The 15,270-nt window shown below is 63.4% G+C and carries 12 protein-coding genes; 11 read left to right on the top strand and 1 reads right to left on the bottom strand.

Annotated features, from left to right (window positions below; all coding sequences use genetic code 11):
- The first annotated feature begins 2 nt into the window (after window positions 1-2).
- From murD to lpxC, 9 genes are all read left to right on the top strand, one after another.
- The gene (murD, locus tag HNP49_RS00550; protein ID WP_184679667.1) at window positions 3-1,349 is read left to right on the top strand and encodes a UDP-N-acetylmuramoyl-L-alanine--D-glutamate ligase; all 1,347 of its coding nucleotides are present in this window, start codon (window positions 3-5) and stop codon (window positions 1,347-1,349) included.
- Window positions 1,346-2,581: a putative lipid II flippase FtsW gene (gene ftsW / locus HNP49_RS00545; RefSeq protein ID WP_184679666.1), complete on the top strand. Its 1,236-nt coding sequence runs from the start codon at window positions 1,346-1,348 to the stop codon at window positions 2,579-2,581. The genes murD and ftsW overlap by 4 nt, the downstream gene beginning before the upstream one ends.
- Window positions 2,571-3,641, top strand: a complete 1,071-nt coding sequence (murG, locus tag HNP49_RS00540; RefSeq protein ID WP_184679665.1) for an undecaprenyldiphospho-muramoylpentapeptide beta-N-acetylglucosaminyltransferase — start codon at window positions 2,571-2,573, stop codon at window positions 3,639-3,641. Before ftsW ends, murG begins: the two co-directional genes overlap by 11 nt.
- A gap of 28 nt (window positions 3,642-3,669) precedes the next feature.
- On the top strand, window positions 3,670-5,076 hold the full coding sequence (murC, locus tag HNP49_RS00535; protein ID WP_184681098.1) for a UDP-N-acetylmuramate--L-alanine ligase: 1,407 nt from the start codon (window positions 3,670-3,672) through the stop codon (window positions 5,074-5,076).
- Window positions 5,073-6,014 carry a D-alanine--D-alanine ligase gene (locus HNP49_RS00530; protein ID WP_184679664.1) on the top strand — a complete coding sequence of 314 codons (942 nt, stop codon included), beginning with the start codon at window positions 5,073-5,075 and terminating at the stop codon, window positions 6,012-6,014. The genes murC and HNP49_RS00530 overlap by 4 nt, the downstream gene beginning before the upstream one ends.
- A 9-nt stretch (window positions 6,015-6,023) precedes the next feature.
- Window positions 6,024-6,881: a cell division protein FtsQ/DivIB gene (locus HNP49_RS00525; protein WP_184681097.1), complete on the top strand. Its 858-nt coding sequence runs from the start codon at window positions 6,024-6,026 to the stop codon at window positions 6,879-6,881.
- A gap of 20 nt (window positions 6,882-6,901) precedes the next feature.
- Window positions 6,902-8,146, top strand: coding sequence for a cell division protein FtsA (ftsA, locus tag HNP49_RS00520; protein ID WP_184679663.1), 1,245 nt, complete (start codon window positions 6,902-6,904; stop codon window positions 8,144-8,146).
- Between the two features lie 48 nt (window positions 8,147-8,194).
- Window positions 8,195-9,394 carry a cell division protein FtsZ gene (gene ftsZ / locus HNP49_RS00515; protein ID WP_184679662.1) on the top strand — a complete coding sequence of 400 codons (1,200 nt, stop codon included), beginning with the start codon at window positions 8,195-8,197 and terminating at the stop codon, window positions 9,392-9,394.
- Window positions 9,395-9,505: 111 nt separating this feature from the next.
- Window positions 9,506-10,417: a UDP-3-O-acyl-N-acetylglucosamine deacetylase gene (gene lpxC / locus HNP49_RS00510; protein ID WP_184679661.1), complete on the top strand. Its 912-nt coding sequence runs from the start codon at window positions 9,506-9,508 to the stop codon at window positions 10,415-10,417.
- 73 nt (window positions 10,418-10,490) lie between these two features.
- On the opposite strand, the gene HNP49_RS00505 is transcribed toward lpxC, so the two are convergent.
- On the bottom strand, window positions 10,491-10,943 hold the full coding sequence (locus tag HNP49_RS00505) for a DUF721 domain-containing protein (protein WP_184679660.1): 453 nt from the start codon (window positions 10,941-10,943) through the stop codon (window positions 10,491-10,493).
- Between the two features lie 186 nt (window positions 10,944-11,129).
- Here HNP49_RS00505 and secA point away from each other — a divergent pair, with 186 nt between their 5' ends.
- Both secA and argJ read left to right on the top strand, forming a co-directional pair.
- Window positions 11,130-13,868: a preprotein translocase subunit SecA gene (secA, locus tag HNP49_RS00500; protein ID WP_184679659.1), complete on the top strand. Its 2,739-nt coding sequence runs from the start codon at window positions 11,130-11,132 to the stop codon at window positions 13,866-13,868.
- A gap of 114 nt (window positions 13,869-13,982) precedes the next feature.
- On the top strand, window positions 13,983-15,200 hold the full coding sequence (gene argJ, locus HNP49_RS00495; protein WP_184679658.1) for a bifunctional glutamate N-acetyltransferase/amino-acid acetyltransferase ArgJ: 1,218 nt from the start codon (window positions 13,983-13,985) through the stop codon (window positions 15,198-15,200).
- Window positions 15,201-15,270 lie beyond the last annotated feature (70 nt).

Below are 15,270 nucleotides of genomic sequence, written 5' to 3'. Positions count from 1 at the left end.
CTGTGAGCCTGATCGCCTCCGACCAATTCCGCATCGTTGTCGGCCTCGGCAAGAGCGGCATGTCCCTGGTGCGCTTCCTCGCGCGCCAGGGCCTGCGCTTTGCCGTGGCCGATACCCGTGCGAATCCGCCGGAGCTGGTCACCCTGCAGCGCGACTACCCTGAGGTGGAAGTCCGCTGCGGTGAACTGGATGTGGAGTTCCTCAGTCGCGCCAGCGAGCTGTATGTCAGTCCCGGTCTGGCCGTGGCCACCCCGGCTCTGCAGGAAGCCGCCGCGCGCGGCGTCAAACTGTCGGGTGATATCGACCTGTTTGCCCGTTATGCCAAGGCTCCGATCATTGCCATCACCGGCTCCAACGCAAAGAGCACGGTGACAACCCTGGTCGGCGAAATGGCTGCCGAGGCCGGCAAAAAGGTCGCGGTGGGCGGCAATCTCGGCACCCCGGCGCTGGATCTGCTCAGCGACGAGGTGGAGCTGTACGTGCTGGAGCTGTCCAGCTTCCAGCTGGAAACCACCGAGCGCCTTAATGCCGCCGTGGCAACCTGCCTCAATCTCAGCGAAGACCACATGGACCGCTATGCGGACATGCAACAGTACCACCTGGCCAAGCACCGTATCTTCCGCGGCGCGCAGCAGGTGGTGGTCAATCGCGATGACGGCCTGTCGCGTCCGCTGGTGGCCGATCAGTTGCCGTGCTGGACCTTCGGTCTGGGCAAGCCGGACTTCAAGGGTTTTGGCCTGACCGAGCGCGATGGCGAGAAGTGGCTGACCTTCCAGTTCGAGCCGCTGCTGCCAACCCGTGAACTGAAAATGCGCGGTGCACACAACCAGAGCAACGCCCTGGCGGCCCTGGCACTGGGGCACGCCGCCGGCCTGCCGTTTGCGCCGATGCTGGCGACCCTGCAGCGTTTCGTCGGTCTCGAGCATCGCTGTCAGTGGGTGTGCGAACACTCCGGGGTCAGCTACTACAACGACTCCAAGGCAACCAACGTTGGCGCGGCACTGGCTGCCATCGAAGGGCTGGGCGCGGATATCGCCGGCAAGCTGGTGCTGATCGCCGGTGGTGATGGCAAGGGCGCGGACTTCGCTGCGCTACAGGCACCGGTGGCGAAGTTCTGTCGCGCCGTGGTGCTGCTGGGGCGTGATGCCGAGCGTCTGGCTGGGGCCTTGGGCGATGCCGTACCGCTGCTGTGTGTGCAGAGCCTGGAAGAGGCCGTGCAGCGCGCTGCCGAGCTGGCCGAGAGTGGTGATGCCGTGCTGCTGTCGCCGGCCTGCGCCAGCCTGGACATGTTCAAGAACTTCGAAGAGCGCGGCCGTCTGTTCGCCGCTGCAGCGCAGGCCCTGGCATGATCAACGGTCTCGGCTTCCTGCGCCCCTTCCCGTCACCGCTGAACAGCGGGCGTGGTGTCGATATCGATTTTCCGCTGCTGGCCGGCTGCCTGGCACTGCTCGGCCTGGGCCTGGTGATGATCACCTCGGCTTCGTCCGAAGTGGCCGCCGCGCAGTCCGGCACGCCGCTGTATTACATGGTGCGTCACTTGGTGTACCTGGCCATTGGCGCCGTGGCCTGCGTGCTCACGCTGATGGTGCCGATGAGCACCTGGCAGGCCAATGGCGGCAAGCTGCTGCTGGGTAGCGCGGCTCTGCTGGTGCTGGTGCTGATCCCCGGCATCGGCCGTGAGGTCAACGGTGCTTCGCGCTGGATCGGCTTCGGCATCTTCAACATCCAGCCTTCCGAGTTGGCCAAGGTGGCAGTGGTGATCTATCTGGCCGGCTACCTGGTGCGCCGCCAGCAGGAAGTGCGGGAAAGCTGGATGGGCTTTATCAAGCCGTTCTTCGTACTGCTGCCGCTGGCGGTGCTGTTGCTGCTGGAGCCGGACTTCGGCGCCACCGTGGTGATGCTCGGGGCGGCCGGTGCCATGCTGTTCCTCGGTGGGGTGGGGCTGTTCCGCTTCCTGCTGCTGGTGATTGCCGCCGTGGTCGCCGTGGTCATTCTGGTGCAGGCGCAACCTTACCGGATGGCGCGTCTGACCAACTTTGCCGATCCCTGGGCCGATCAGTTCGGTGCCGGTTACCAGCTGTCGCAGGCACTGATCGCCTTCGGTCGTGGCGAATGGCTGGGCGTGGGACTGGGCAACAGCATCCAGAAGCAGTTCTACCTGCCGGAAGCCCACACCGACTTCGTCTTTTCCGTGCTGGCCGAAGAGCTTGGCATGATCGGAGCGCTGCTGACCGTGGCGCTGTTTGTCTTCGTCGGCGTGCGTGCCCTGTACATCGGCCTGTGGGCGGAGAGGGCCAAGCAGTTCTACTCGGCCTACGTCGCCTACGGCCTGGCGTTCCTGTGGATCGGCCAGATTCTCATCAATATCGGTGTGAACACCGGTCTGCTGCCGACCAAGGGCCTGACCCTGCCGTTCCTCAGCTACGGCGGCAGCTCGCTGGTGGTCTGCGCCGCCTGCCTGGGCGTGCTGCTGCGCATCGAGTGGGAGCGCCGCAGCCTGCTGGGCAGCGAGGAAGTGGAGTTCTCCGAAGATGACTTCTTCGACGAGTCGGCCGTACGGGAGCTCCGCCATGGCCGCTAACGTACTGATCATGGCCGGCGGTACCGGCGGGCACGTGTTCCCGGCGCTGGCCTGTGCCCGCGAGTTCCAAGCGCGCGGTTATGCCGTGCACTGGCTGGGCACCCCGCGCGGCATCGAGAACGAGCTGGTGCCCGCCGCCGGCCTGCCGCTGCACCTGATCCAGGTGTCCGGCCTGCGTGGCAAGGGCCTGAAGTCTCTGCTCAAGGCCCCGTTCGATATCCTGCGAGCCCTGCTGCAGGCCCGCCGCATCGTCCGCGAGCTGCAGCCGGTCTGCGTGCTCGGCATGGGTGGCTACGTCACCGGCCCCGGCGGCCTCGCCGCTCGCCTGGCTGGCGTACCGCTGATCATCCATGAGCAGAATGCCGTGGCCGGCACTGCCAATCGCCTGCTGTCGCGCATTGCTGCGCGGATTTGCGAGGCCTTCCCGCAGACTTTCAAGGCCAGCGCCAAGCTGCACACCACCGGCAATCCGGTGCGCGAAGAACTGTTCCTGCCGACGCCGCGGACTTCACTGCAGGGCCGCAAGCCGCGCCTGCTGGTGCTGGGCGGCAGCCTGGGTGCCGAACCGCTGAACAAATTGCTGCCGGCGGCGTTGGCGCTGCTGCCCGAAGCTCTGCGCCCGCAGATCTGCCACCAGGCCGGCCGCCAGCACGCGGAGATCACCGCCGGGCGCTATCAGGCTCTGGCCATCGAGGCGGACGTTCGCCCGTTTATCAGCGACATGGCCGATGCCTACGGCTGGGCCGACCTGATCGTCTGCCGCGCCGGCGCGCTGACCGTCAGCGAGGTGGCCGCTGCCGGCCTGCCGGCTTTCCTGATTCCGTTGCCCCACGCGATCGACGATCACCAGACGCGCAACGCCGAATTTCTGGCCAACGCCGGCGCCGCCGTGCTGTTGCCGCAACATGCCACTGATGCGACCGCGCTGGCCGCACAGTTGACCGAGGTTCTGATGCACAACGACAAACTGCTGGCCATGGGCGAGATCGCCCGTCGTCTGGCCAAACCGGATGCCACCGACCGTGTGGTGAGTATTTGCCTGGAGGTGGCCCGTGGTTGAGAGCCAGAAAGCCTTTCCGCAGCCGGAAATGCGCCGTATCCGCAACATCCATTTCGTCGGCATCGGCGGCGTGGGTATGTGCGGTATCGCCGAGGTGTTGCTGAACCTTGGCTATCAGGTATCCGGCTCCGACCTCAAGGCCTCGGCCGTGACTGAGCGCCTGGAAAGCTTTGGCGCCACCATCCATATCGGCCACCGTGCCGAGAACGCCGCCCAAGCAGACGTACTGGTGGTATCCAGTGCGGTGAATACCAGCAACCCGGAAGTTGCCCAGGCACTGGCCCGACGCATTCCGGTGGTACCCCGTGCGGAGATGCTCGCCGAGCTGATGCGCTACCGCCACGGCATCGCCGTCGCCGGCACCCACGGCAAGACCACCACCACCAGCCTAATCGCTTCGGTCTTTGCCGCCGGTGGCCTGGACCCGACCTTTGTCATCGGCGGCCGCCTGAATGCCGCCGGTACGAATGCCCAGCTGGGCACCAGCCGCTACCTGGTGGCCGAGGCCGATGAGAGCGACGCCAGCTTCCTGCACCTGCAGCCGATGGTCGCCGTGGTTACCAATATCGACGCCGACCACATGAGCACCTACGGCGGTGACTTCAATGTACTGAAGAAGACCTTCGTTGAGTTCCTGCACAACCTGCCGTTCTACGGCCTGGCCGTGCTCTGCGTGGATGATCCGGTGGTGCGTGAGCTGCTGCCGCAGGTAGCTCGCCCGACCGTGACCTACGGCTTTGCCGAAGATGCCGACGTGCGCGCGATCAACGTCCGTCAGCAGGGCATGCAGACCTTCTTTACCGTCCTGCGCCGTGACCGCGCGCCGCTGGAAGTCTCGGTGAACATGCCGGGCAACCACAACGTACTCAATTCCCTGGCCACCATCGCCATCGCCAGCGAGGAGGGCATCGACGATGCAGCCATCGTCGCCGGCCTGTCGGGCTTCCAGGGTGTTGGCCGGCGCTTCCAGGTCTACGGCGAACTGCCGGTGGACGGCGGCAGCGTGATGCTGGTCGACGATTACGGTCATCACCCGCGTGAAGTGGCCGCGGTGATCCAGGCCGTTCGCGGTGGCTGGCCTGAGCGCCGCCTGGTGATGGTCTACCAGCCGCACCGCTACAGCCGTACCCGCGATCTGTATGACGACTTCGTGCAGGTGCTCGGCGACGCCAAGGTGCTGCTGCTGATGGAGGTCTACCCGGCCGGCGAGAGCCCGATCCCGGGCGCGGACAGCCGCCAGCTGTGCCACAGCATTCGCCAGCGCGGCAAGCTGGATCCGATCTATCTCGAGCGGGGCGTGGACATCGCTCCGCTGGTCAAGCCGCTGCTGCGTGCCGGCGACATCCTGCTCTGCCAGGGTGCCGGCGATATCGGCGGCCTGGCACCGCAACTGCTGAAACACCCGCTGTTTGCGGGTCAGGGTGAGTCGAAATGAGTCTGCGTTCGCAACATGCGCCGGCGGCCTTCGGTCGCGTGGCGGTTCTCTTCGGTGGCAAGAGCGCCGAGCGTCCGGTGTCGCTGAAATCTGGCGCCGCCGTGCTGGCCGCCCTGCAGGAAGCTGGCGTGGATGCCTTCGGCATCGATGTCGGTGATGACCTGCTGCAGCGCCTGACCAGCGAGAAGATTGATCGCGCCTTTATCGTGCTGCACGGTCGCGGCGGCGAAGACGGCACCATGCAGGGTCTCTTGGAATGCGCCGGGATTCCCTACACCGGTAGCGGCGTGCTGGCCTCGGCGCTGGCCATGGACAAGCTGCGTACCAAGCAGGTCTGGCAGAGCCTTGGCCTGCCGACTCCACGGCATGCTGTGCTGGCCTCGGTCGCCGATTGCGAAAAGGCCGCCAGCGAACTGGGCTTTCCGCTGATCGTCAAACCGGCCCATGAGGGGTCGAGCATCGGCATGGCCAAGGTCGACAGCGTGGCCGCGCTGATCGAGGCCTGGCAGTCCGCCGCGCAGTTCGACTCGCAGGTGCTGGTCGAACAGTGGATCAAGGGCCCCGAGTACACCATTGCCGTGCTGCGCGGCGAGGTGCTGCCTCCCATAGGCCTCGGCACACCGCACAGTTTCTATGACTACGACGCCAAGTACCTGGCCAATGACACCCAGTACCGCATTCCCTGCGGCCTGTCGGCCGACAAGGAAGCCGAACTCAAGGCTCTCACAGCTCGCGCTTGCGACGCAGTGGGTACCCAGGGGTGGGCGCGGGTTGACGTGATGCAGGACGCTGACGGTCAGTTCTGGCTGCTGGAAGTGAATACCGTGCCGGGCATGACCGATCACAGCCTGGTGCCGATGGCTGCCAAGGCGGTTGGGCTGGAGTTCACCGACCTGGTCCAGGCGATTCTGGCCGACAGCCTTGAGGCGCGGGGTTAAGTCATGAGCATGTCGCTCCGTCACCACCAGTACGCCGTTCCGGAACGCAGCACGCCGCCGCGTCGTCCGGAGCAGCGTGGCGCCAGCCGCCTGGTGGCCAAGGAGCCGCTCAGCCTGCGTCTGCCCAAGCCGGATTTCAGCCCGCTCAAGCGCCTGATCTGGCCGGTGCTGTTGCTGGTGCTTGGTGTGGCCGCCTATGAAGGTGCGCAGCGCGCGCTGCCCTATGTCGACCGGCCGATCAGCAAGGTCAGTGTCGACGGCGAGCTCAGCTACATCAGCCAGCAGGCGGTGCAGCAACGTATCGCGCCCTACATTCAGGCCAGCTTCCTGCAGATCAACCTGTCGGGCATGCGCCAGGAGCTGGAGCAGATGCCCTGGATCGCCCATGCCGAAGTGCGTCGGGTATGGCCGGACCAGATCATGATCCGCCTGGAAGAGCAGCTGCCGGTGGCGCGCTGGGGCGATGAGGCCCTGCTGAACAATGCCGGGCATGCCTTTGCCCCGCGCGAATCGGCCAACTACCAGCATCTGCCGCGTCTGGCCGGGCCGCAGCGTGCCCAGCGCCAGGTGATGCAGCAGTACCAGGTTCTCAGTCAGATGCTGCGGCCGCTGGGCTTTTCCATCATCGCCCTGGAAATGCGCGAGCGTGGCAGCTGGTATCTGCGTACCGCCCAGGGCATCGACCTGCTGCTGGGTCGTGACCATATCGTCGACAAGATGCGCCGCTTTGCGGCGATCTACGAAAAAGCGCTGAAGGCGCAGCAACCCAATATCGCGCGCATCGATCTGCGCTACCCCAACGGCCTGGCCGTGGCGTGGCGCGAGCCGGTGGCGCCCACGGCGGCCAAGGCCGCCGCCGTACAGTGAAGCGAGGAGAAGGCAAGGACATGGCAAGCATGCAGAGCGGCAAGATGATCGTCGGTCTGGACATCGGCACCTCCAAGGTGGTGGCGCTGGTGGGCGAAGTGACTGCCGATGGCGCACTGGAAATCGTCGGGATCGGCACCAATCCCTCGCGCGGCTTGAAAAAAGGCGTGGTGGTCAATATCGAATCCACCGTGCAGTCGATCCAGCGCGCCATCGACGAAGCGCAGCAGATGGCCGGCTGTCGGATTCATTCGGCCTTCGTGGGCGTGGCCGGCAACCACATCCGCAGCCTGAACAGCCACGGCATCGTCGCCATCCGCGACCGCGAAGTCAGCCCAGCTGATATCGAGCGGGTACTGGACGCGGCCCAGGCGGTGGCCATTCCGGCCGACCAGCGGGTGCTGCACACCCTGCCGCAGGATTACGTGATCGATAACCAGGAAGGTGTACGTGAGCCGCTGGGCATGTCGGGTGTGCGTCTGGAAGCCAAGGTGCACGTGGTCACCTGCGCCACCAACGCCTCGCAGAATATCGAGAAGTGCGTGCGCCGCTGTGCCCTGGAAGTCGACGACATCATTCTGGAGCAACTGGCCTCGGCCTATGCGGTGCTGACCGACGACGAGAAGGAACTGGGCGTGTGCCTGGTCGATATCGGCGGAGGTACCACCGACATCGCCATTTTTGCAGAAGGTGCGATACGTCACACTGCGGTGATTCCGATCGCTGGCGACCAGGTTACCAATGATATCGCAATGGCATTACGTACCCCGACCCAGTATGCCGAGGAGATCAAGATTCGGTATGCTTGTGCACTAGCCAAACTGGCCGGTGCTGGGGAAACCATCAAGGTTCCCAGTGTTGGGGACCGGCCACCGCGGGAACTGTCCCGTCAAGCTCTGGCTGAGGTTGTCGAGCCTCGTTACGACGAGCTTTTCACCCTCATTCAGGCCGAGCTGCGGCGCAGTGGCTATGAGGACATGATTCCGGCCGGGATCGTCCTTACCGGTGGCACCGCCAAGATGGAAGGTGCCGTCGAATTGGCCGAAGAGATCTTTCACATGCCGGTGCGCTTGGGCGCTCCTCATAACGTCAAGGGAATGGCTGACGTGGTGCGTAATCCGATTTATTCCACTGCCGTGGGCTTGCTGATGTACGGACTACAAAAACAGTCCGACGGTTATGCCATGGCGGGCGGTTTGTTCAATGACGAACCCAAGACACCTGTATTGGAAAAGCTGAAACGCTGGATCCAAGGCAATTTCTAAACCGCGGTAGCTGTTGGCGATATAACTAAAAAAGGAAGGAGAGGGGAAATGTTCGAGCTCGTAGACAATATCCCGCAAAGTGCTGTGATCAAAGTTGTTGGCGTGGGCGGCGGTGGCGGCAATGCCGTGAACCACATGCTGCGCAGCAACATCGAAGGCGTCGAATTCATCTGCGCCAACACCGATGCACAGGCACTGAAAAATGTTTCCGTACGCACCGTGCTGCAACTCGGCCCGGGCGTTACCAAGGGACTGGGCGCCGGTACCAACCCGGAAATCGGCCGTCAGGCTGCCCTGGAAGACCGTGAGCGCATTCAGGAAGTCCTGAATGGCGCCGACATGGTCTTCATCACCACCGGCATGGGTGGCGGTACCGGTACCGGTGCTGCACCGATCATTGCCCAGGTGGCCAAGGAAATGGGCATCCTCACAGTCGCCGTGGTGACCCGCCCGTTCCCGTTCGAAGGTCGCAAGCGTATGCAGGTAGCGGACGAAGGCATCCGCGCCCTGGGTGAGTGCGTCGATTCGCTGATCACCATCCCCAACGAAAAGCTGCTGACCATCCTCGGTAAGGACGCCAGCCTGCTGTCCGCCTTCGCCAAGGCTGACGACGTGCTGGCTGGTGCCGTGCGCGGCATCTCCGACATCATGCAGCGTCCGGGCTTGATGAACGTCGACTTTGCCGACGTGAAGACCGTGATGGGCGAGATGGGCATGGCCATGATGGGCACCGGCTGCGCCAGCGGTCCGAACCGTGCGCGCGAAGCGACCGAGGCGGCCATCCGCAACCCGCTGCTGGAAGACATCAACCTGCAGGGCGCCCGCGGTATTCTGGTCAACATCACCGCTGGTCTGGATCTGTCCCTGGGCGAATACGCCGCGGTGGGCGAGATCATCGAGGCCTTCGCTTCCGAGCACGCGACCGTCAAGGTTGGTGCCGTGATCGATCCGGAACTGCGTGACGAACTGCACGTGACCGTGGTCGCCACCGGCCTGGGTCAGCGCAGCGACAAGCCGGTCAAGGTGGTCGACAACACCGTCGCTGCTCCGGTAGCCGTGGCGTCGGCGCCTGCCGCCGCTGCTCCGTCCCGTCAGCAGGCTGAGGCCAGCGTCAACTACAAGGACTACGAGCGTCCCACCGTGCAGCGTCAGAGCTACGCAGCCGCCGCTACTGCAGCCAAGCTGAATACCCAGGATGATCTCGATTACCTGGATATCCCGGCTTTCCTGCGTCGTCAGGCTGATTGATTTTTGCTATGGGGAGCACAGTTGTGATTGGTGTGCAGCGATGGTCGGCTCTGTTATCATGCTCGACCATTGTTGAAAATTGTTCGCAACTGACGTAAAGCGACTGAGTCCATGATCAAACAACGCACCTTGAAGAACATCATCCGCGCCACCGGCGTTGGCCTGCATTCGGGAGAGAAGGTTTACCTGACCCTGAAGCCAGCTCCGGTGGACACCGGTATCGTGTTCCGACGCACCGACCTCGACCCGATGGTGGAAATTCCGGCACGGGCGGAAAATGTCGGTGAAACCACCATGTCGACCACGCTGGTCAATGGTGACGTCAAGGTGGACACCGTTGAGCACCTGCTCTCGGCTATGGCCGGTCTGGGCATCGACAACGCCTATGTCGAATTGTCCGCATCGGAAGTGCCGATCATGGACGGCAGCGCCGGTCCCTTCGTGTTTCTGTTGCAATCGGCTGGCCTGCAAGAGCAGGAAGCGCCGAAGAAGTTCATCCGCATCCTGCGTGAGGTGACGGTTGAAGATGGCGACAAGCGCGCTACCTTCGTACCTTTCGACGGTTTCAAGGTGAGCTTCGAGATCGACTTCGATCACCCGGTGTTCCATGGTCGCACCCAGACCGCCTGCGTTGACTTCTCCAGCACCTCCTTCGTCAAGGAAGTCAGTCGCGCGCGGACCTTCGGTTTCATGAGCGATATCGAGTACCTGCGTTCGCAGAACCTCGCGCTCGGCGGCAGCGTGGATAACGCCATCGTGGTCGATGAGGATCGCGTGCTTAACGAAGATGGCCTTCGCTATGAAGACGAGTTCGTCAAACACAAGATTCTCGATGCGATCGGCGACCTGTACCTGCTGGGTAACAGCCTGATTGGCGAGTTCCGTGGCTTCAAGTCCGGCCATGCCCTGAACAACCGTCTGCTGCGTCAGCTGATTGCCGAGACGGATGCCTGGGATGTGGTGATCTTTGAAGACGCCGGCTCTGCGCCGATCTCCTACATGCGCCCGGCTGCGGCGGTGTAAGCAATACCTCTTTCCTTATGCTTTCTTTCAAGGCCACCTTCGGGTGGCCTTTTTTATGCGCGCGATTCGGAAATCAGGGCTGGTCGGCGTGTTTGGCCAGACGCTCTAGTGCTTCGCGCAGGCGCGGATCACTGATGCCGTCGGCGGCAGTACGCAGGCTTTCGGCTGCTGCTGGGGTGAGTTCGACATGGCGCGTGCCGGCCGAACTGCTGCCGGTGACAGGTTGAACCTTGAACAGGATGCGTTGCAGGCCATTGAAGGCAGTCTGTTCCTGCAGCAGGCGTAGCAGGCGGCGCTGTTGATAGTGCAAACGGGTGGCCCAGTGGCCGTTGCTGACGATCAGCAGCAAAGTGCCATCGCGCCATGACGCGACCTTGCAGTGCTCGCGTGCCGCCGGCTCTAGGGCGGCTTCCAGCAGCTTCTGCAAATGATCCAGGCGTCGCGCGGCACCCAGCAGTGCCTGCAGTGGCTGACTCTGGCGCAAGATGGAATCGGCGGTCTTCGCCGGTGGCGGGCGACGGCTCATGCGGGTGGGCTCCTGTGCGGTAGATCATGGTAACAAAAGCCCCCGTCGTTCGTTGGCCTGCAGGCTGTCCATAGGCCTTTTCTCGTCAACGTTTCCGAGTAGAATGCCCCCTTTGCTCTAAGCCTCAAGGCAAGACGGGCGACGTCGAAGCGCCCCTCCACTCATACGCTCGGGAAGACACGGTTAATGTTTGCGCCTCTGTTGAGAAAACTGTTCGGAAGCAAGAATGAGCGCGAAGTAAAGCGCATGCAGAAGGCCGTATTGGCAGTCAATGCGCTCGAGGAGCGGATGATTGCTCTGAGCGATGAGCAGCTGACGGCCAAGACCGGCGAGTTCAAGGAGCGTCTGGCCAAGGGTGAGACCCTCGACCAGCTGCTGCCAGAGGCCTTTGCCGTGGCCCGTGAGGCCGGCAAGCGCGTGATGGGCATGCGTCACTTCGATGTGCAGCTGATTGGCGGCATGACCCTGCATGACGGCAAGATCGCCGAAATGCGTACCGGTGAGGGCAAGACCCTGGTTGGTACCCTGGCGGTGTACCTCAATGCGCTGTCCGGCAAAGGTGTGCATGTGGTCACGGTCAACGATTACCTGGCCCGCCGCGATGCCAACTGGATGCGCCCGCTGTACGAGTTCCTCGGTCTTTCGGTCGGCGTGGTCAGCCCGTTCCAGCCACCGCAGGAAAAGCGTGCAGCCTATGCGGCCGACATCACCTACGGCACCAACAACGAATTCGGTTTCGACTACCTGCGCGACAACATGGCCTTCAGCCTGGAAGACAAGTTCCAACGTGAGCTGAACTTCGCCGTGGTCGACGAAGTGGACTCCATCCTCATCGACGAAGCCCGCACCCCGCTGATCATCTCCGGTCAGGCGGAGGATAGCTCGCGCCTGTATCAGGAAATCAACCGCCTGATCCCGCGCCTGACCCAGCACATCGAGGAGGTTGAAGGCCAGGTGACTCAGGAAGGTCACTACAGCATCGACGAGAAGAGCCGCCAGGTTGAGCTCAACGAGTCCGGTCACCAGTTCGTCGAAGAGCTGCTGGTGCAGGCCGGTCTGCTGGCCGAAGGCGAGAGCCTGTACTCGGCGCACAATCTGAGCCTGCTCAGTCATGTGTATTCCGGCCTGCGCGCGCACAAACTGTTCCATCGCAACGTCGAGTACATCGTGCAGCAGGATCAGGTGCTGCTGATCGACGAACACACCGGACGTACCATGCCGGGGCGTCGCCTGTCCGAAGGTCTGCACCAGGCCATCGAGGCCAAGGAAAATCTGCCGATCCAGGCCGAGAGCCAGACCCTGGCGTCGACCACCTTCCAGAACTATTTCCGCCTGTACAACAAGCTGTCCGGCATGACCGGTACGGCCGATACCGAGGCCTTCGAGTTCCGTCAGATCTACGGTCTGGACGTGGTGGTGATTCCGACCCACCGCACCGTGGCGCGCAAGGACTTCAACGATCTGGTCTACCTGACCCAGGACGAGAAGTACCAGGCGATCATCGAAGACATCAAGGAATGCCAGGCCATCGGCCGCCCGGTGCTGGTGGGTACTGCCACCATCGAAAGCTCCGAGTACGTCGACAAGCTGCTGCAGCAGGCCGGCATCGAGCACAAGGTGCTCAACGCCAAGTACCACGAGAAGGAAGCCGAGATCATTGCCCAGGCCGGTCGTCCGGGCGCGGTGACCATCGCCACCAACATGGCTGGTCGTGGTACCGACATCCTGCTGGGTGGTAACTGGGAAGCCGAAGTGGCTGCCCTGGAGAACCCGACCGACGAGCAGATCGCCGCGATCAAGGCCGAGTGGCAGAAGCGCCACCAGCAGGTCATCGAAGCCGGCGGCCTGCACGTGATCGCTTCCGAGCGTCACGAGTCGCGCCGTATCGACAACCAGCTGCGTGGCCGTGCCGGCCGCCAGGGCGACCCGGGTTCCAGCCGTTTCTACCTGTCGCTGGAAGACAACCTGATGCGCATCTTCGCCTCCGACCGGGTGAAGAACTTCATGAAAGCCCTGGGCATGCAGCAGGGCGAGGCGATCGAGCACCGCATGGTGACCAACGCCATCGAGAAGGCGCAGCGCAAGGTCGAAGGCCGCAACTTCGACATCCGCAAACAGTTGCTTGAATACGACGACGTGGCCAACGAGCAGCGCAAGGTGATCTACCACATGCGCAACAGCCTGCTGGCTGCCGACAGCGTGGGCGAGACCATTGCCGAGTTCCGTGACGAAGTGCTGACTGCCGCCATCGATGCCCACCTGCCGCCGCAGTCGTTGCCCGAGCAGTGGGACATCAAGGGCCTGGAGCACAGCCTGTCCAGTGACTTCGGCATCAAGCTGCCGGTGCAGCAGTGGCTGGACGACGATCACCAGTTGTACGAAGAAACCCTGCGTGAACGCATCCGCGAGCAGGTTCAGGCCGCTTACCTGGAGAAGGAAGAACAGGCCGGCGCCGATGCCCTGCGCAGCTTCGAGAAGCAGATCCTCCTGCGTGTGCTGGATGACCTGTGGAAGGATCACCTGGCGACCATGGATCACCTGCGTCAGGGCATCCACCTGCGTGGCTATGCGCAGAAGAACCCGAAGCAGGAATACAAGCGCGAGTCCTTCACCCTGTTCCAGGAACTGATGGAGTCGATCAAGCGCGACGCCATTCGCGTGCTCAGTCATGTGCAGGTGCGTCGCGAAGATCCGGCCGAGGAAGAGGCACGTCTGCGTCACGAAGCCGAAGAGCTGGCCAAACGCATGCAGTTCCAGCACGCCGACGCATCTTCGGTGCTGGCCGCCGATGAGGCGCAAGAGCTGCCCGAAGGCGAGGTGGTCAACCTGCCGCAGCGCAGCAGCGAACCGAAGATCGGCCGCAACGAGCCGTGCCCCTGTGGTTCCGGCAAGAAGTACAAGCATTGCCACGGGCAGATCAGCTGACGCTGATCTAGCCTGAACGCGCCGCGACCAGCCTGGCTGCTCGCGGCGTTTTTACCTCACCTTTCCGTATCAGACGGCTCTCAAGAGCCGCACACTTCGACAAGGAGCGCACACATGGCTGTTGGTCTTGGCCCTTTGCCCACTCTGCACCCGGTTCCCGGTTTTGAACTCGGCATTGCTTCCGCCGGTATCAAGCGCCCAGGGCGCAAGGATGTGGTGGTGATGCGCTGTGCCGAAGGCTCGCGCGTGGCCGGTGTGACTACTACCAATGCGTTCTGTGCCGCCCCGGTGCTGGTTACCCGCGAGCGCCTGCAGGGCGAAGTGCGTTACTTCCTCACCAATACCGGCAATGCCAATGCCGGCACCGGTCCGGACGGCCTGGCCAATGCCCGTCGTACCTGTGCGGCGCTGGCCCAGCTGACCGGTGTGAGTGAAACCGCCGTACTGCCGTTTTCCACCGGTGTGATCGGTGAGCCGCTGCCGGTGGAGAAGATCGAGGGCGCGCTGCAGGCGGCGCTCGACGATCTGGCCGAAGGCAACTGGGCGCAGGCGGCCGAAGGCATCATGACCACCGACACCCTGCCCAAGGGTGCCAGCCGCCAGTTCCAGCATGACGGCGTGACCGTGACCGTGACCGGTATCAGCAAAGGCGCCGGCATGATCCGCCCGAACATGGCGACCATGCTGGGCTATATCGCCACCGATGCGAAGGTGAGTCGCGAGGTACTGCAGGCTCTGGTCAGTGACGCGGCGAACAAGTCGTTCAACCGCATCACCATCGATGGCGACACCTCGACCAACGACTGCTGCATGCTGATTGCCACCGGCCAGGCTACCCTGCCGGAAATCACCAGCACGACCGGCGAACTGTTCGCCAAGCTCAAGCAGGCCGTGTTCGAGGTGTTCATGGAAGTGGCCCAGGCCATCGTTCGTGACGGCGAAGGCGCTACCAAGTTCGTCACCGTTGAGGTCAACGGCGGTGGCAACCATCAGGAATGCCTGGATGTCGGCTACGCCGTGGCCCACTCGCCGCTGATCAAGACCGCGCTGTTCGCTTCCGATCCCAACTGGGGACGTATCCTCGCCGCCGTCGGCTATGCCGGCGTGCCGCAACTGGATGTGAGCAAGATTGACGTGTTCCTCGGCGAGGTTTGTATCGCCAGTCAGGGCGGTCGCGCCGCCAGCTATACCGAGGAGCAGGGCGCTGCGGTGATGGCCCGCGAGGAAATCACCATCCGCATCGAACTGGGCCGTGGTGACTGCAGCGAGACCATCTGGACCACCGACCTGTCCCACGAGTACGTGCGCATCAATGCCGAGTACCGCAGCTAAGCGTTTGCTGGCGGTCGGCTGATTGACACAGGGGGCGCTTCGGCGTCCCCTGTGCATTTCCCCAATGGCG

The sequence above is a fragment of the Pseudomonas fluvialis genome, from assembly GCF_014207935.1.
Classification (GTDB): domain Bacteria; phylum Pseudomonadota; class Gammaproteobacteria; order Pseudomonadales; family Pseudomonadaceae; genus Aquipseudomonas; species Aquipseudomonas fluvialis_A.
This window is presented reverse-complemented; position numbering and strand designations above follow the sequence as displayed.